This is a genomic window from Paenibacillus auburnensis (genome assembly GCF_927798115.1).
GTDB classification, from domain to species: domain Bacteria; phylum Bacillota; class Bacilli; order Paenibacillales; family Paenibacillaceae; genus Paenibacillus_AQ; species Paenibacillus_AQ auburnensis.
Genome location: NZ_CAKMMG010000001.1, coordinates 545,227 through 562,362 on the forward strand (window position 1 = coordinate 545,227; position 17,136 = coordinate 562,362).

At 48.0% G+C, this 17,136-nt stretch carries 14 protein-coding genes and 1 riboswitch; of the genes, 12 read left to right on the top strand and 2 right to left on the bottom strand.

Annotated features, from left to right (window positions below):
* Positions 1 to 172: 172 nt before the first annotated feature.
* The gene (locus L6H70_RS02480) at positions 173 to 1,354 is read right to left on the bottom strand and encodes an L-threonylcarbamoyladenylate synthase (protein WP_236329439.1); all 1,182 of its coding nucleotides are present in this window, start codon (positions 1,352 to 1,354) and stop codon (positions 173 to 175) included.
* 276 nt (positions 1,355 to 1,630) lie between these two features.
* Between L6H70_RS02480 and L6H70_RS02485 the strand changes: the two genes are divergently transcribed.
* The 6 genes from L6H70_RS02485 to L6H70_RS02510 all read left to right on the top strand — a co-directional run bounded on the left by L6H70_RS02485 (position 1,631) and on the right by L6H70_RS02510 (position 8,314).
* Entirely contained in the window at positions 1,631 to 3,112 is a 1,482-nt protein-coding gene (locus L6H70_RS02485; protein WP_236329441.1) for a stalk domain-containing protein, read from the top strand.
* Positions 3,113 to 3,189: 77 nt separating this feature from the next.
* Positions 3,190 to 3,301: riboswitch (purine riboswitch) on the top strand.
* 82 nt (positions 3,302 to 3,383) lie between these two features.
* Positions 3,384 to 4,331, top strand: coding sequence for an EamA family transporter (locus L6H70_RS02490; RefSeq protein ID WP_236333075.1), 948 nt, complete (start codon positions 3,384 to 3,386; stop codon positions 4,329 to 4,331).
* A 446-nt stretch (positions 4,332 to 4,777) separates the two neighbouring features.
* Positions 4,778 to 5,692, top strand: a complete 915-nt coding sequence (locus tag L6H70_RS02495) for a class I SAM-dependent methyltransferase (protein ID WP_236329443.1) — start codon at positions 4,778 to 4,780, stop codon at positions 5,690 to 5,692.
* Positions 5,693 to 5,870: 178 nt separating this feature from the next.
* Positions 5,871 to 6,833, top strand: a complete 963-nt coding sequence (locus tag L6H70_RS02500) for an ABC transporter substrate-binding protein (protein WP_236329445.1) — start codon at positions 5,871 to 5,873, stop codon at positions 6,831 to 6,833.
* A gap of 217 nt (positions 6,834 to 7,050) precedes the next feature.
* A complete protein-coding gene (locus L6H70_RS02505; RefSeq protein ID WP_236329447.1) occupies positions 7,051 to 7,818 on the top strand; it encodes an SDR family NAD(P)-dependent oxidoreductase in 768 nt (255 codons plus the stop codon).
* 136 nt (positions 7,819 to 7,954) lie between these two features.
* The gene (locus L6H70_RS02510; RefSeq protein ID WP_236329449.1) at positions 7,955 to 8,314 is read left to right on the top strand and encodes a hypothetical protein; all 360 of its coding nucleotides are present in this window, start codon (positions 7,955 to 7,957) and stop codon (positions 8,312 to 8,314) included.
* A 61-nt stretch (positions 8,315 to 8,375) separates the two neighbouring features.
* Here L6H70_RS02510 and L6H70_RS02515 read toward each other — a convergent pair whose 3' ends face one another.
* A complete protein-coding gene (locus L6H70_RS02515; RefSeq protein ID WP_236329451.1) occupies positions 8,376 to 9,725 on the bottom strand; it encodes an FAD-binding oxidoreductase in 1,350 nt (449 codons plus the stop codon).
* 272 nt (positions 9,726 to 9,997) lie between these two features.
* Here L6H70_RS02515 and L6H70_RS02520 point away from each other — a divergent pair, with 272 nt between their 5' ends.
* From L6H70_RS02520 to L6H70_RS02545, 6 genes are all read left to right on the top strand, one after another.
* Complete coding sequence (locus tag L6H70_RS02520; protein WP_423802763.1) at positions 9,998 to 12,391, top strand: polyprenyl synthetase family protein; 2,394 nt, start codon at positions 9,998 to 10,000, stop codon at positions 12,389 to 12,391.
* Positions 12,392 to 12,575: 184 nt separating this feature from the next.
* A complete protein-coding gene (locus L6H70_RS02525) occupies positions 12,576 to 13,022 on the top strand; it encodes a hypothetical protein (protein ID WP_236329455.1) in 447 nt (148 codons plus the stop codon).
* Between the two features lies 1 nt (position 13,023).
* A complete protein-coding gene (locus tag L6H70_RS02530) occupies positions 13,024 to 13,263 on the top strand; it encodes a helix-turn-helix transcriptional regulator (protein ID WP_206104621.1) in 240 nt (79 codons plus the stop codon).
* A gap of 3 nt (positions 13,264 to 13,266) precedes the next feature.
* The gene (locus tag L6H70_RS02535; protein ID WP_236329457.1) at positions 13,267 to 13,974 is read left to right on the top strand and encodes a DUF4386 domain-containing protein; all 708 of its coding nucleotides are present in this window, start codon (positions 13,267 to 13,269) and stop codon (positions 13,972 to 13,974) included.
* A gap of 166 nt (positions 13,975 to 14,140) precedes the next feature.
* Positions 14,141 to 14,950, top strand: coding sequence for an alpha/beta fold hydrolase (locus L6H70_RS02540; RefSeq protein WP_236329459.1), 810 nt, complete (start codon positions 14,141 to 14,143; stop codon positions 14,948 to 14,950).
* A 246-nt stretch (positions 14,951 to 15,196) separates the two neighbouring features.
* Positions 15,197 to 17,071 (top strand): serine hydrolase domain-containing protein, encoded by a 1,875-nt coding sequence (locus L6H70_RS02545; protein WP_236329461.1) that lies wholly within the window; start codon positions 15,197 to 15,199, stop codon positions 17,069 to 17,071.
* Positions 17,072 to 17,136: the final 65 nt, after the last annotated feature.

Consider the following 17,136-nt stretch of genomic DNA (forward strand, 5'->3'; position numbering starts at 1 on the left):
CTGACATCAAATTGCCAATTAATTCTTTTTTGATAGCCAATCAATTAATTCTATAAAACTAACAGAAAGTGTTATATTTATGCAAATGTACAACCCGGGACGGCATGATAAAAAGGCAAACGCAGCCCCATTGGGAACTTCGTTTGCCTATATGTTGTGCAGAGCAACGTATTTAATCCGTGCCGATGACCGAACCGCCGGCTGCCTTAAGCAGCCTGTTCATTATAGCGGCACCTAGACCGGCTTCGGGGCAAGCCTCGGCCAGGATATAGGTAGCTCCGGCTTCATCAAAGCGCCGCAATGCGCCATAAAGGGTGCGTGCACCTTCCTCAAGGGCGTTGAGCGAGCCCAGTGAAACTATGCAGCCGGCGGCAGTGGCGGGATACAAGGCCAAGTGCTCTTCGAAAAGCAGCAGGCCGGTCTTCTCGCCGCGGGCCTGCGCTGCCTGCAGCAGCGCAGCGGCTTGGGCTGCCACACGCTGCTGCGATGACCCGCTCACGATGGTGAGCGAGCCTTGCGGCGCGTAGTGGGTGTACTTCATGCCCGGCGCACGCGGTGCCGGGCTGTTGCCGGCGTCCGCTTCCGGTCCGCCGGCTGCTTCTCCGCCACCGGATAGGGGCGGAGTGACTACAACACCGGGCACAGCCGCCAGCCGCTCGGCTGTGATCCCGCCCGGGCGGAGGATGGCGACCGTCCCATCAGGCTGCACCTGCACGACGGTCGATTCCAGTCCGACGCCGGTTGGCCCGTCATCGAGAACCCCGCCGATATAACCGGCGAGGTCTTCGCGGACATGGGCGGCCGTTGTCGGACTCGGCCGTCCCGAACGGTTGGCGCTGGGTGCCGCTACGGGGCAGGTAGCCGCGCGCAGCAGGGCAAGCGCCGTAGGATGTGCCGGCATCCGCACGGCAACTGTATCAAGCCCCGCTGTTACGCGCTCGGATAGTACGCCGGCGCGTACAGGCAGCACCAGTGACAGCGGGCCTGGCCAAAAAGCATCCATCAAGGCTTCTGCTGCTTGATCTACGCCGGTAACAAATTCAGCCAGCTGCTCACGGTCTGCTATATGTACAATCAACGGATTGTCAGCGGGACGTCCTTTTGCAGCAAACACCGCTTCAACAGCTGATGTATTACGGGCATCGGCCCCCAGGCCATATACTGTTTCTGTCGGGAACGCTACCGTGCCTCCGCCGGCTAATATTGCGGCAGCTTCCCTAATGGACTGCTTATCCTCAGCAGAATACTGCCGCTCCGCACCGGTTATACCGGCAGAACTGAGCAGCCAATATTGAGTATCATTGTATTGTCCTGTCTTCCTCTGAACAGCAAAGGAGAAGTTGTCAGGTTTCATAATTACATCACTAACTTTCTTCGAGAGTTTCTGCGTACATGCGTACTGAATTACGGATTCAGTTTATCCTGTAAATAGTAACATATCTATTTTTCAAATTGAACCCAAAAGACCAAAGAACAGGCCAGACTGGAGCTCTGTTCAGTTTGGGCAGATGAGGGTGTATCCATTCGATAAAGGTTTATTAGACTGGAGACAATTGGTAGAATTAAGAGGATTCAATTTAAACCGGATACTTTGGCTACAATTATTTTCAATAGGCTAGGAGGAGATACTGTGATTTTTCGTAAAGGATTAATACAGCTCGTAATACTCATGCTCGTGGTTGTGATATTTATTGCGGGGGGAGGAGGAGAGGCTGGAGCGGCGGCGGCTGCACGTCCGGTAAGTGTATCTGGCGGTTATGCGCATGGACTTGCTGCCTGGAGTGACGGATCGGTAACCGGCTGGGGGTATAACAAATATGGTCAGGCTGGTGATGGAACTAATATTGATCAATTCATTCCGAAAAGAATTGCCGGTTTGACGGACATTGTTCAAGTAGCGGCAGGAAACAATGCTTCTTTTGCATTGAATGCAGCCGGAGAAGTGTGGGGCTGGGGCCAAACCTATGGTTCCTATATCAGCAATGACCCTGCTTTGCCTTACCAGAAGCGAGGAGGCCCGGCTGAGCTGGAAGGACTCAACAATGTCTCCTTCCTTACTACTGACGGTTCAGCGGGGATAGCAGTCAATAAGGACGGCACGGCGACTCTTTGGTACCCGTCCTATGATGAGAACGATAATATGCGTATGAAGGTCCGCTACCTGCCGCTGCCAGGGATTACCGGAATCCGCTCTGCAGTTATCGCCGGTAATAATGCGCTGTTCCTTACAGACGACGGCAGTGTGAAGCAATTGAGCATCTATAACAGTATTATGGGCAGAATCCGCTGGGCAAGTGATCCGGTTACCGTAAATACTCTGGCTGCATCAGGGATTAAGCAAATTGCTTCCTCCGGGGATAATGCCTTCCTGCTGCGTGCGGATGGACAAACCCTGCGCTGGAATAAGACGCTGAAAGCACCTTCCGAATTAGCTGGCCTTAGCAGCGTCTATAAACTTCAGACTGGCTACAATAAGCTGTATGTGCTGAAGACTAACGGAACACTCTGGCAATGGAATTATAATTCCGGACCCCTGAACAAACCGTTTCGAGTCAAAGGTGCAGAGAGTATCACCGATTTATGGGGGAGCACGGGCAGCTTCGGATTTGCACTGGATAAGAAAGGGTCGTTATTGGGCTGGGGAGAAGGATTCTATGGCGGATTAGCCACAGGCAGCGGGACCGTTACTAATGATGATATCACCACTCCTATACCTGTTCAGGCTCCGCTAACCTTTATGGTGAACGGGAAGTCTGTTGATTTTTATGGAACCGCAGGCGTTATCGACGGAAAACTGTATGTTCCTTACAGCAGTGTGTTCAAGGCGTTAGGCGTTAAGGTGAATATGACTCAGTCCAATCCCGATCCGAAGTTCAATAATTACCGCTTTAGAGTCTGGTCATTCGCATATGGCGGCACGGTTATTCATATCAAAGCCAGTGATCCGGAACAGCTGTTCATTAACGGTAAGAAGACTGAGAGTACAATTACACTAAAAGCCTTATCCGATACCACCCAGTTTCCGCTGCAGGATCTCTGCGAGCTGCTGGGGATCAGCCTGAAGTGGAACACAGTCTCTGGTGAGGTTTGGCTTGGGGATAGCGGTGAATAGGAGAGAAACCACAAATTTAAACAATTAAAGGTTGACACCCTCTCACTTGCCGTGTAACATATGAAAAGTCGTCATGCTGATAATTATAAAACAGTTTTCGTATAACCTCGCAGCCGTTCAGGCATTTATAGGGCGAGGGTTTCTACAGGAAGCCTATTCTTCCTAACTACGATGATAAAGACCGTGCTTATGGTGTTTATCCCGGAGTTAGGATTTTTTGCGTGTAACGGCCGATACAGAAGTTTCAGGAGGCATAATAGATATGAAGGATATGAAGTACTTAATTTCGGTTCTGGTAGGAGCGATGAGCTATGGCATCTTGTCGACTATAGTTGTACTCGCGTACGGACAAGGATATCAGCTGGGAGAAGTGGTCGGTACGCAGCTGATGACTGGCTGTATACTGGCCTGGATGCTGGCTCTATATACCAAAGTGAGAGAGACACGCAAGCAGCGGAAACAAGGAATCACACCGGCAGAAGCCGGAAATGTATCCCCGCGGATGACATGGAAGCACAGACTGCTGCTTATGCTGGCCGGGGCACCGACTGTCGTCACGGGCCTGTTGTATTACCAGTCTCTCCGTTACATCCCGGCATCGCTGGCGATTATCCTGCTGTTCCAGTTTACCTGGATCAGTGTGCTGATCCAGGCGGTCAGCAAACGCCAGCGTCCGGATAAAATTACCGTATTAACGTTGTTCCTGCTGTTCGGCGGAACTCTGCTTGCGGCAGGTGTGCTTGGAGAGAGTACGGCTCACTTCGATTTCTTAGGCATTACACTCGGTCTGCTGTCAGCGGTAAGCTATTCGATGTTCATCATCTTTAGCGGGAAAGCCGTTCCCTCAGTACATCCGGCTTACCGGAGTGCCTGGATGGTTACAGGCGGTCTAGTGCTGCTCTGCATCCTGTTCCCGCCGTATTTCCTGTTCAACGGCTTGCTATGGGGACAGCTGCTGTTGTTCGGATTCCTGCTCGGATTGTTCGGAGCGTTTATTCCGCCGGTGCTGTTTGCGATTGGCGTGCCCCATATCGGAGGCGGAATGGCCGGTATTCTCGGTGCGGCCGAGCTTCCGGTGGCAGTACTGCTGTCCTCGTTCGTGCTGCATGAGCAGGTAAGCGTACTGCAATGGACCGGGGTAGTTCTGGTATTGCTTGGGGTAGTAATGCCTGAGCTGTATAAACTGCGCTGGAGAAGCACAGAGACGGTAACCTCTTGAGGTTGGCCGGAAACAACAAATAGTGTTGAGCCATATGTTGAAGAAGCCCGCATGAAATGCGGGCTTCTTGCTTTTTAATGGCCTGTCTAAGTGAGGCAGGAGGGGATTATTGTTAACTGCTGCATACAGCAATGTAATCCATATCTTTGCTGGTGGTTTTGAACGAGTTGAGATCCAACAAAAGGACGAATGAGCGGAACCAGGAGGTTCCGCTCATTCGTCCTTAAATCTATGTTAGTCCACATTTGAAGTTTCATCAATTACACCATTAAGACAGACTGTTTTATTGCGACTAAATTATTCAAGGCATAAAAAAACGCCCCTAATTGTGGCGAAATTGTGAATCTTATAAAATTATTACCTTTATTATACCATAAAATAACAGAAAAATCAAGTATTGTTTCCTAATCCGGCTGAATGGTACAACAGATGTGAGGTGATAACTAATGAAAAATAAAAGCATCACAGCGCTTGTTAGTGCATTTGCGAGAGCCTATCACGCAGAGCATAATCAGATCAAAATTTTTGATGACCGGCTCGCAAGAGAACTATTAACCAATGATGAATACACGAACATCTCCAGCAACATGTCGAAGGGGATAACATTCTTCCTGCCGGAATTTACCGGCACACAGGAGGAGTGCCTGCGGGCAATCGTTGATTGGCAGCTGTCGCCGTCTCCGCTGGGGCGGGCCGCTTTTGCGGAACAGGCGCTTCAAAATGCGGTCACACTTGGGGCAAGGCAATATCTGATTTTTGCCGCTGGATATGATACCTTCGCTTACCGCCAGCCGGACTTTGCAGATAAACTGCAAATCTTTGAAATCGATCACCCCGCTACAGGTGATGATAAGCAGCGGCGGATCTCTTCGCTACATTGGCAGATACCGTCCAATGTGCATTATATTCCGGCTGATTTTCTTGACCCTGACTGGCAGAAGGGAGTGCTGGGATGTCCCGCTTATGACCCGGATCAGATCAGCTTCAGCAGCTTACTGGGCATCAGTTATTATCTGCCCAAGGATTCGTTTAAACAATTATTGTCCGCCATTGTGATGCTGCTCCCTAGCGGCAGCAGCATCGTTTTTGATTATCCTGATGAGCTTACCTTTACACCCCAGGCAGGTGAACGGACACAGAAGCAGTTAATGATGGCAGCACAGGCAGGCGAGCCGATGCAGGCAAGCTACTCTTACCGGGATCTGGAGCAGATGCTCGAAGAGCTTAATCTGCTGATCTATCAGCATCTGACTCCAGCTGAAATTAATGTACAGCTGTTCAAGGCATATAATGACAGCCAGCCGGCTCATCCCATTACGGCCTTTGATAATGTGAATTATTGCTTGGCGGTTAAGCGGTAACAATCTTAATTCTGCAATCCGCGCTAATCGTTCCCGGTGTTCAGTTTTCTGGTCAATATTTTCGCAGATCGTCCATGTTATTTACGGAAATAATCCATGTTCAAAAGGAGCAGATTTATCTATGATAATTGTGATAATGATTCTCATTATTAATAAGATCTGAGGTGGGGTAGCAGGCATGTTAAAAGGATTAAAAGGTTTGGTATTAGCTAGTGTAATGGTTTTGGGCATTGGATCTGCAGTAAGCGTCAACGCGGCACCGGTGAATGTAGGGAAAGCCACCACGTCGGCTACGCAGAAAATTACCTATAAAGGCAAGGTATATACGGTTCCTGCAAAGACCGATAACATTGTGATCGCTGGTGCACTGGAGGCTCTTGAAGACGCACTGGTGCTGAATTTCAAGCCCAAGGGTGCCCTTACCGTAGGCGGTAAGTTTCCGGCCATGTTCTCCAAAATTACATCCGGCGTTACACCGGTAGGGGAGAAGATGGAGCCAAATTTTGAGACCATCCTCAAGCTCAAGCCGGCCGTTATTCTTAGCAGTACCAAATTTCCGGCTGAAACTAATGAGAAGCTGGCAAAGATAGCTACAACCATTCCGGTATCTCATATCGCTACGGATTGGATGGACAACCTTAAGCTGCTGGCAGCACTTACAGGCAAACAGAATGAGTCGACAGCGGCCATTCTGAAGTATCAGAATGAATTAAAAGTAGCTAAAGTGAAGCTCGCTCCTAAGTTTAAAAACAAGACAGTGATGGCTTTGCGTATCCGGACAGGCAACCTGTTCCTGTATCCGCAGGATATCTTCTTTAACCGGTCCCTGTACGCAGATCTGGGTGCAGCTGTACCAAAGGAAGTTCAGCAGGCGAAGGCCCAGCAGAACATTTCGCTGGAGGCGTTTGCGGCGATTAACCCGGATTATCTTTTCGTCCAATTCTCACCGGATGAGAACAAGGATAATCCAAAGGCCCTGGAAGAACTGCAGAAGAATCCGATCTGGAAGAGCCTGAAAGCCGTCAAGAGCGGCAATGTTTATGTCAATCTGGTTGATCCGCTGGCCCAAGGCGGTACAGCTTACAGTAAATTCACATTCCTGGAGGCTTTGATGAAAACGAAGCTTTATACAGGTAAATGAGTCAATATTCATACGAAGCATAATCGTACAAGAGAGCCGCAGGTCGGCTCTCTATTTTTATACATACCCTTCTTTTTGGAAAAAATATGGTTTTTAATCATTCCAGTTTATGGTATAATTTGGTTGATATGTCGAAATTGCTCGCTTGATTAGGGAATGGGTCGAAATGAGGAACAATACCGAACCGAAACTCTATAACAAAGAAAGTGGTGTTTTGATGAATCACAGATTTAGCGGGAAAGTAGCCATTGTAACCGGAGCGGGGAGCGGAATTGGAAGGGCTTCTGCTATCAGACTTGCCTTAGAGGGGGCTTCAGTCGTATGTGTAACCATATCAAACTCCGGAAAAGCTACTGCGCGGGAAATTACTGAACTGGGAGGGGAATCGCTTTTTATTCAGGGGGATGTTTCAAAAGAGGCTGTTGTTAAGGGCATAATCAAGGATACTATTGATCGTTACGGTAAAATTGATTGCCTGTACAACAATGCTGCTATTACCGGCGATAATCAGCTAGTGGAAGAATACCCGGTAGAGACTTTTGAAAGAGTAATTGACACGAATCTTATCAGCCAGTTTATGATGATGAAATACGCAATTCCGTACATGCCGTCCGGTTCGGCCATCCTCAATTGCGCCTCCCTTCACGGTACCATTGGGATGGCCGGTGATGCGGCCTATTCCGCAAGCAAGCACGCAATTATCGGGTTAACCAAATCTGTTGCGGCTGAGGTAGGTCCGCGCAATATCCGGGCCAATGTACTTGCGCCAGGGCCTGTACCGACAGTCATGATGGGACGTTATGAACGGCTCCTTTCAGATGACATAGAAGGTTTACAATCCGCAATTGCCAGCGGGACAGCGCTTAAACGCTACGGAACTGCTGATGAGATTGCGAATTTTGTATGCTTCCTGCTAAGCGATGAAGCCGGCTTTATTACAGGCACTGTTCATCTTATCGATGGAGGATATTCCGCTACCAAATAAGCTCTCTAAATTAACAGAAAACAGAAATTTGTTAAATACATTAATAAAATTCCTTTTTCTCTCAACTTGCTTCTAAGAACTGCCGATATAAATTTTGTAGGTACATATTTACAATTTCATATTTGGAGGAATCAGCATGCCTTACACAATGGAAGTAAATCTTCAAAAAAATCAAGTGGTGGTAAAAGCATTAGGTCTTACAGAAGCGGACGTGCCATCCTATATATCTGATTTTGAAAAAGCGATGAAGCAGCTTAAACCGGGCTTTACGGGAATAACTGACGTAACAGGTTCAGCGACCATTCTTTCCCCTGAGGTTGCCGGAATGCTTGCACCTACTGGCGATATGGCTGTTGCTAACGGCCTTGGCGGATGGGCTTATGTAGCAAACTCCCCAATCTGGAAAATGCAGATGAAGAGACTTTTCGGAAGTTTTGCGGTGCATTATCCAACTTATGAAGAAGCGGATGCTTATCTGCAAAGCTTATCTAAATAATCCCTCCATCTTTAGAGAAGGTCCAATACGGGCCTTCTCTTTTTGTTACATACGGATAACATTAAGGTCTGCGGGAGGGAGGAATACTCTGCGGATTGTTAAAGACATTACCCGGGTCATATTTAGCTTTCACTCTCCGCAGCCTCGGATAATTACTTCCATAGTACACCGGTCCCGAATTTTTAATTCCCTGGTCCGGAACGTTGATATAGGAACCTACAATATATGGCTGGAGCTTACGTCTTGTAGTGCGCACAATGGCGATATTTTTCGCGGCTTCCGATTTCTTGGTCCATGAGCTGTTCCACTCAACATAAAATTTTGCTTTACGCCAGTAGAAGGCAGTTGATTTAGGAGATTTACGGCTTACAGCACCACCCCAGTTAAGGAAAAAGAATCCCGCGGGGTCCCCGTCCACTTGCTCTAAAAATTCACGGACGCTCTTAATTGCCTTGTCCGGGAACGGCGATTTGGCGAAGCCGCTGGAGAACTGGTTACTGAACCTTTGGGTAAGCACCGGATCCGGTGCTAATAAAAAGCTAACTACCTGCGTGTAGGGTAAGGAGCTGATGAGCTTAGTTGTCGGCGTTCCTACTCCTGTAACTGGTTTTAACAGCCTGGTAGCCTCCGCTTTTGATCCGAGGAACAGCCCAAGCATACTGACGTTGCCACCTTTTTTCGGTCCGATGGATAATTCGCTGCCCAGTTTGGTGTTGACGGAAGGAGCCCATAATTGCCAAGCTTTGAAGACTTTTTCGAATTGCTCCCACGGCCAGGTGACACGGAAGACGGTAGCAGTGGCTGGAGCGCGGCGCACTTTGAATTTGTATCTTGTGTATACGCCAAAGTTCCCTCCGCCGCCTCCGCGTGAAGCCCATAGGAGATCAGTGTTACTATTTTTGTTGGCAGTGATAACATTACCCTTCGCGTCAACCATTTCGAGTCCGATCAGATTATCACTGACAAGGCCTACCGTCCGTTGAAGCGGTCCGATTCCGCCGCCCAATGTGATTCCGCCGATTCCAACCGTAGGGCTGTCGCCAAAAGGAGCAAGGTAGCCCAGGCGGGCAAGCGTATGTGCAATTCTCCCGACTGTATTTCCAGTCTCAACAATTACAGTTCCATTTTTTTTATTGAGCGTGATTTTCCGCATTTCACTTACATCGATGACTATCCCGCCGTTAACCTGTGACAGATTGACCTCCAGCGAATGTCTCCCGCTTCTAGGCCGGATGGGGACCTTATTCTCGCGCGCCCATTTGATGGCATTTGCAACATCTTGAGTTTTTTGAGCAAACACAAATACTTTCGGGAAACGATCGGTATGGGGATCCCAATTTCTTCGTGCCTTTTCATAACCCGGATCTCCTTTAAAGATAACCCGTCCGGTAAGCTGCGTTTTTAATTTCATGAATCACAACTCCTACTTTAGTTATAAATTCAATGTAAGCGAGTAAATCAAGACCTGATAGCTTATGAGGGGCATCCGTCCAGGGAGTGGGCGAAACAAAACATTTTCTGATCATGTTGTCTCGTGAACCGCTAATAAATATAAGCGCGACCCTTCGGATGGATTCCGTAACCTAACTGCTTATTGTCCGTATAAGGATAAAAAGCTTGAACCGAATCATACATTCTCCAAGGTGAATTGCAGCTATGTATATCAAATAAGACATTGAGGTTGTGCATCATATGAATGTAAATTTTACGAAGCATGTTAATGAGGGCTATCAACTGGCTGAGGAGAGGGCGGCCCGGTATTTTACATCGCTCTATAATCAGGTCAGGAACAAGTCTTATGTGCCAGCGCTGACAGAGGATATTCAAATATGGAAACGGAAGCATGTGCGCGGTTATTCGGGCGTAAGCTTCTTTTCACGGGGAAAGAAAAAACCGGATACCCGGGATTACTATCGGTACATTCAATGGCTGAATTACACAGGGAAATTGGATGATTATCTGGACCGGAGTGTCTCTTACATTTATTTGAGGGATTTGGGGAAAACGCTGGATTCACCGGTCACACAGAACCGGATTCAGAGAACCGTGGCTGATTTGAACAAACATTTGCTAAAGTCCACCAACACAAACAAAGGTGAGTCGCCGGAATTTATGAATCTAGCAGGGGTGTACAGGTGGGCACAGAAGGAAGGTACTGAAGCTGCAGTGATCTGGTTGTTCAAAAAACTAAGATCGGTAGCTTCACATATACCTGAGGGAATGAGTGCGGAGCATGCCCAGCGTAAGCTGATCAAGATTATTCTGGGCGTTGTTCTGCATGTGATGGATGAGCTGGGGGATGCTGCATCGCCCGGGGAGCGTTCCCGCAGACTTGATGAAGCGATCAGGCTTGGATATTCCTATGGTCTCACCTATCCATTCATTGATGATCTGCTGGATTCTCAGATTTTGACTCTTCAAGAGAAAGCGCAATATTCCGATCTGATTCGTTCTGCACTGCTTTCCGGAGCTGTGCCAGAGCTTGGTGTATGGACCGGGGAGAATGTGAAGCTGATTCATTATATCCATTCGGAGCTCACAGAGGCTTTTGAGTATATTAAGCAGCATCAGAGCCCTGACACTCAGCAGACCTTTTTTGAACAGTCCTATGTTTTTTTCCATGCCCAGGATATCGACCGTGTTAAGGCGCTTACACAGCCCGATTACACCAATGAGGAACTGTATATCCCTGTGATTTTGAAGTCTTCATCGTCCCGGTTGATTGCGCGTTCTGTAATCAGTGCACCTGAAGATGCCGGCTTTGAAGAGCGGACCTTCTTTTTTGGCATCTACAATCAGCTTGCCGACGATTTCGCGGATATGGAGCAGGATCTGAAGGATGGTGCGGTGACACCCTATACTTATTATTTACAATATCATGAGCAAAGACCGGATTTGATTAATCCTTTCGAATTGTATTGGGCAGTCGTTGCCAATCTCATCCGCAGTGTTTATGATTCCAATGCCAAAGTCCGTGAGGTGATATTGGACCGGGTGATTAATGGACTTAAGCGTTTCAAGGAGCGGGCAGGAGCTGAGAAGTACAATAAGACGATGGGGATGTTTGCAGCCGGCTTTCCGGAACTCAATCAGCTTATCCAGAAAATGGTGCGCAAAGCGGATGATGTTGACTTTTTCGATAAACTGCTGCGGGACCGGATGGTTGAGCATTTGAAAAATGATGCAAGGGAACAGGAGGACTTCCACACTACATTCAAAAGTGCCCGTACTCTGATTAACAGCGAGCTGAAATTCGTCAAGCCGCAGGGGATTACGGCAATGAAGGAACAGCTGATCGATGCGGCCAATTATAGTCTGGAAGGGGACGGGAAGCGGGTTCGTCCTATTCTGACCTGGGTCATGGGCGTGTATGAATACGGGTTGGAGTCTGAGGCGATTATTCCGCTTCTGAGATCACTCGAATATATGCATACTGCATCCCTGATTTTTGATGATCTGCCCTCACAGGATAATGCGTCTACCCGCAGAGGCCGGGAGACCTTGCACCAGGTTCACAATAGTGCTACTGCCGAATTAACCGGGCTGTATTTGATACAGAGAGCGATTGGAGAACAAGCCTCCCTTACCCGCTTCAAAGCGGAGACCGTTCTAGCTCTGATCCGTTACTCGTCCCAAAAGGCAGAAGACATGTGTATGGGGCAGGCTATGGATCTGGATTCAAAAGGAAAGAATTTGACCCTGGAGCAGCTGAATATGGTTTGCTTTTATAAGACTGGGGTGGCCTTTGAGGCATGCCTGGTCATGCCGGCTATGCTTGCAGAGGCCAGCGAAGCGGAAGTTATTGCCCTTAGAAAATTTGCCTATCATATGGGGATTGCATTTCAGATCAAAGACGATCTGCTCGATGTAGAGGGAGATACGGATGTGCTTGGCAAACCGGTCGGCAAGGATGTAGCGAACAATAATTCGAATTTCGTCTCGATCCTTGGAACCGAAGGTGCCAGTAAAGAGATGTGGGAACACTATTGTCTTGCTACGGAAGCATTACAAGCGATTCCCCGCAATATACCTTTCTTAAAACATCTAATGAATTATGTGGTGAACAGGGAGCGTTAAGCCCGTAATCAGAGTTATTTTGCACGAAATTCACACTGTCATTATTTCCTATAACAAGCCCGCACAGGTTGCGGGTTATTTTTATTTGGTCTGTAATGTAAAGAAAACTTGACACTAAGAATGGTTTGATATACATTGTGTATAACGAACTTAACTAGTAATTATTCTGTAGGAGGGGTACAGCATGACTTATCAGGAAAAAAAGAGCATCGTATCGATCATTAGCGCCATTCTCATTTTCGTATCTTTTAGCGCGTACAAGTATGTGCGGTATCCTGCGGAAGGAATGGAGCAGACAGAGATGTTTCACTACTGGGGCTCTTTTGTCCTCGTACTGACTTTGGTTTCCATCTTTGCGCATATCGTGATCAGTATCATTTTCAATATCGTTTTTCGGATCACGACCGGGGAGAAGGAGCCGAATTTCGCGGATGAATTGGATAAACAGATCGAACTGAAGTCACACCGAAACGGCTTCTTCATCTTTATTCTCGGTTTTCTTCTAGCCATGGGGTCACTTGTCATCGAACAGCCAGTACAGGTGATGTTTGTCATCCTGATTGTCTCGGGATTCATTTCCGATGTCGCGGGCTCTGTGACAAAGCTATATCACTACAGGAGAGGAGTCTAAAATGAGTAAAAATCTTGTTGGCAATCACATCCGCAAATTAAGATTCGAATATAACGAAATGACGCAGCAGCAATTGGCTGACAAGGTGGGTGTAACCCGGCAAACCATCGTGGCTTTGGAAAAGGGCAATTATTCGCCTTCGCTCGAGCTGGCTTTTCGCATCGCTCAGGCATTCAGCTTGCATTTGGAAGAGGTATTTTTTTATGGGGAACAAACTCGTAAAGAAGAAGATGGAGGTTAAAACATGAAATCAGCCAATTCAGCCAAATCAGCCGGGAAAGTCGTAGGATTGCTGTTTATTCTTGCAGCTGCATCATCGATCGTTGCGCTTATCCTTTACAGTCCGATTCTCAAAGATACTGGTTACCTGAATGATGGTGCTGCACACGCAAACCAGGTGATCCTGGGGGCACTGATGGAATTGATCCTTGTCGTTTCGGCGGTTGGGACGTCTGTTACCATGTTTCCATTCTTACGCAGGTACAATGAAAGCATCGCGCTTGGTCATGTTCTCTTTCGGTTCATGGAAGCAGTAGTCATTACTGTCGGCATCGTCAGCATATTGTCCCTGCTAACTTTAAGCCGGAATTATGTAGCTGCAGGCGCCCCGGATCCCTCAACGTACCTTGCGTCCGGCACTGTATTGCAAGCCGTTCATGACTGGACCTTCCTGCTTGGACCTAACTTCATGCTGGGGATTAATACGTTTATGTATAGTTACATCTTCTATCATACCAAGCTTGTTCCTCGGTTTATTTCGATCTTGGGAATGATAGGCGGGGTCTCCGTTTTCCTTGCTTCGTTGTTTGAAATGTTCGGCGTATTTTCGCAGCTTTCGGTCTGGGGCGCTCTATTCTCACTTCCTGTAGCGGCGAATGAGATGATTTTAGCGGTATATCTTATTGTCAAAGGATTTAATGAGTCTGCGGTTGCACGTTTATACAAGGGGTAGGATGTTTGAAATGTTGAAGAGGCGAGTTTGGAAAATAGCATTCTGGATGTTGGCAGCATGTGTTGCTCTGACAGCTATCGGAGCCTGTTATCAGTGGTATTGTGCGATCCAGGACAGGAAAACCTACCAGCCGGTTGGAAGGCTGTATGAGGTCAAGGGAAATAAGATGCATTTATATTCGGATGGTGAAGGGGAAACAACCGTTGTATTTGCATCCGGTTGGGGGACACCGAATCCATATGCTGACTTTTCGCCTTTATACGAAGGACTGAAACAGCATGTGAAAATCGCAGTCTACGATCGCTTCGGTTACGGATTTAGTGACGTGACAGGCAAAGAACGGAATATTGATGAGATTACAAGTGAAATTCACGAACTGCTACAAGTTTCAGGTCAGAAGCCGCCATATGTTTTTGTTGGGCACTCGATGGGTGCACTGGAGACGATCCGTTATGCCCAGCGTTATCCCGAGGAAGTGAAAGGAATCCTAATGATTGATGGCGGAAGCCCTGAATATTATGCACATAGCCCTGAACTGATCTTCATCCCAATCCTCTACAAGGGGCTCAGGGCAATAGGTGTCCTTCGGACCTTATATCATTTGGACGCCTTTAAGAATTGGGCAGCCAGCGAAAGCAACGAAGAAAGATTGCTCCCTGAAGCGCAAAGGACATTAAACCGTAAATCAATGCTTCTGCTGGCCGGTAACCGGGATATGGTTGATGAAATGCGCCAGAGCCAAGAGAATGCACAGATTGTTTTAGCCGGTGAGAAGCCGCTGCATCTACCCATTCGCGTTCTGACCGCAGATTATTTCGGCAAGCTGGCAGAGGACCCGGCATGGGCAGACAGTCAAGCCGAGCTGGTTTCATGGTCGGTTGACGGCAAGCAAATTATTGTAGAGGACAGCTCACATTACATCCACAGTTATCACCCTGATCTTATTATCAAAGAACTGTTGCAATTGATTGAGTAGTTCAGCACACCCCGGTGAAAGCGTCGAAAATAAAGCACACAGCGGTCTCCAATACTGGGGGCCGCTCTTTGGTATGTGGAGGAAGTGTGGAGAACCGAAATCCGCATATGGTTTATTTTACAAAATTATGCGCCTTTGTGTGAGAATACTTGTTAGAATAGGAGAGCTGCAAGAATTTACTCGACTAAAGGAGAGGTCTTATTGTTAAGAAGAGGATTCACACTTGTGTTCTCGATACTATTATTATTGTCTTTTAGTATCACAGCGTTTGCAACGGATAAAGTTAGCGGTGGGGCAGGGGGAACAACCCCTTCCGGGATTCCGCTAGCTGGTTTGGAAGCTTTTGTCGATGATTATGTAAAGGAATACATAGGTGAATATACCGTAGGTGCGTCTGTTGTTATGATCAAGGATGGCCGGGTGGTACTGTCCAAGGGGTACGGTTACGCCGATGTGGAGCAGCAGATCCCTGTCTCGAAGGATACGGTAATGGAGTGGGGCTCAATAAGCAAGCTTACTGTATGGACGTCCGTGATGCAGCTGGCAGAACAAGGAAAAATTGATCTGAATATAGATATCCGCAGCTATTTGCCGGAGAATTTCCTATCTAAGCTGAAATATGATGATCCTATAACGATGCTCAATCTGATGAACCACAATGCCGGATTTGAGGAGTATATGTTCGATATGGCCTATCAATCTCCTAAGGAAGTGCGGTCGCTAGAAGAGGGGCTGCAGCTTGCCCAGCCGGCACAGATTTACAGACCCGGTGAGGCTGTAGCCTATTCGAACTATGGCAACTCCCTGGCTGCATTTATCGTGGAGAGAATCAGCGGCCAGCCTTATCATGAATACATTCAGCAGCATATCTTTGATCCTCTGGGAATGAAAGATTCCATTGCCTATTCCGTCGTAGAGGACCGCCCGGAGCTGCTGAAGCATAAAGCAAAAGGTTATTTCTTCGAAAAAGAAGGGTCCTTTGCGGAAGGTTCATGGAATTATATGTCCATGTACCCCAACGGAGGGAATAACGGCACTGCAGAGGATCTGGCAAAGTTTGCGATGGCATTCCTGCCGGCAGCCGGAGAACAGTCTCCTCTATTCGAGAAACCTGAGACGCTGAACACGATGCTGGCACGGAGTTATACCTCAGGGAAAGGTATGCCGGGCAATGCACACGGGTTCTGGGAATATCCCGGACTGCACCGGACGTTAGGACACGGCGGGAATACAATTGCTTTTGCCACCAATCTGCAGATCGTCCCTGAAGACCGGTTTGCGATCGTAATTATGTCTAATCAGGCCAGCGAATCCAATATTGTTTATGGCCTGACTAAAGCGATTGTGGGCATGCGTGAGAAGGCCGCCGCTGTCAATCTACCCGATGCGTCTGAGGTTCAAGGCAAGTTTATGGCTGCGCGCCGCCCTGGACACGGCTTCATGAATCTATTCCCTTACCTTACGCTGATGACGCTTGAGCCGCAGGGAGTAAACCAGCTCCGGGTATCACTGGCAGGCATGACCGGAAGCTATGAGCAGGTACAGCCTTATCTCTATCAGAAAGTTAGCGGAGACTCGGCGCTCGATGCCTGGCCCATGCTTCATGCAACAGTCAGTGATGGTAAGGTAAAGGTGATCTCGGTGTATACCACTGATTATTTGCCGCTGCCTGCCGGTAAATCGATGCCGGTGCTGCTCTTGAGTGCCGTGCTCGCGGTGCTGGCCGTTGTCTATTTCATGTTCGCCCCGTTTGTATTACTTGTGCAGACGGTCTTACACAAACGGAGAGCGAGAATAAGCCCGGTACTGGCAGGTGCTGCCCTTAGCCGCAAGCTGGCTGCAGGCCTCACCTTAACGGGTACCGGCATTGTGGTGAACAATCTGATCCTGGCCCTGCGAATGATCAGCAATAATGAGCGTGCCTATGCAGAAGTATACCCACAGATTATAGTTAACTATAGTCTGACTGGACTGGCGGTATTGTTCTTGGCGGCACTTCTGGTACCGAAGAAGAGAAAGCGGTCTGCTTTAACTGCCCGTGACAAGTGGTCGGCCATTCTTCCAGGGGCGATGATGGTTGTTCTGGTGAGCCTGCTCGTATTCTGGCAATTCTATAGTTAACCTAGAAGTGTTCTGAGCTGAAGTGATTAGAAGAGGTGTTCCACAAGCTATTCGTATGGCAGTGG

Excerpts from the sequence above, each read along its gene's own strand:
- L6H70_RS02480 (WP_236329439.1), bottom strand. The coding sequence starts at position 1,354 with ATGAAACCTGACAACTTCTCCTTTGCTGTTCAGAGGAAGACAGGACAA.
- L6H70_RS02490 (WP_236333075.1), top strand. The coding sequence starts at position 3,384 with ATGAAGTACTTAATTTCGGTTCTGGTAGGAGCGATGAGCTATGGCATC.
- L6H70_RS02495 (WP_236329443.1), top strand. The coding sequence starts at position 4,778 with ATGAAAAATAAAAGCATCACAGCGCTTGTTAGTGCATTTGCGAGAGCC.
- L6H70_RS02500 (WP_236329445.1), top strand. The coding sequence starts at position 5,871 with ATGTTAAAAGGATTAAAAGGTTTGGTATTAGCTAGTGTAATGGTTTTG.
- L6H70_RS02505 (WP_236329447.1), top strand. The coding sequence starts at position 7,051 with ATGAATCACAGATTTAGCGGGAAAGTAGCCATTGTAACCGGAGCGGGG.
- L6H70_RS02510 (WP_236329449.1), top strand. The coding sequence starts at position 7,955 with ATGCCTTACACAATGGAAGTAAATCTTCAAAAAAATCAAGTGGTGGTA.
- L6H70_RS02515 (WP_236329451.1), bottom strand. The coding sequence starts at position 9,725 with ATGAAATTAAAAACGCAGCTTACCGGACGGGTTATCTTTAAAGGAGAT.
- L6H70_RS02525 (WP_236329455.1), top strand. The coding sequence starts at position 12,576 with ATGACTTATCAGGAAAAAAAGAGCATCGTATCGATCATTAGCGCCATT.
- L6H70_RS02530 (WP_206104621.1), top strand. The coding sequence starts at position 13,024 with ATGAGTAAAAATCTTGTTGGCAATCACATCCGCAAATTAAGATTCGAA.
- L6H70_RS02535 (WP_236329457.1), top strand. The coding sequence starts at position 13,267 with ATGAAATCAGCCAATTCAGCCAAATCAGCCGGGAAAGTCGTAGGATTG.
- L6H70_RS02540 (WP_236329459.1), top strand. The coding sequence starts at position 14,141 with ATGCATTTATATTCGGATGGTGAAGGGGAAACAACCGTTGTATTTGCA.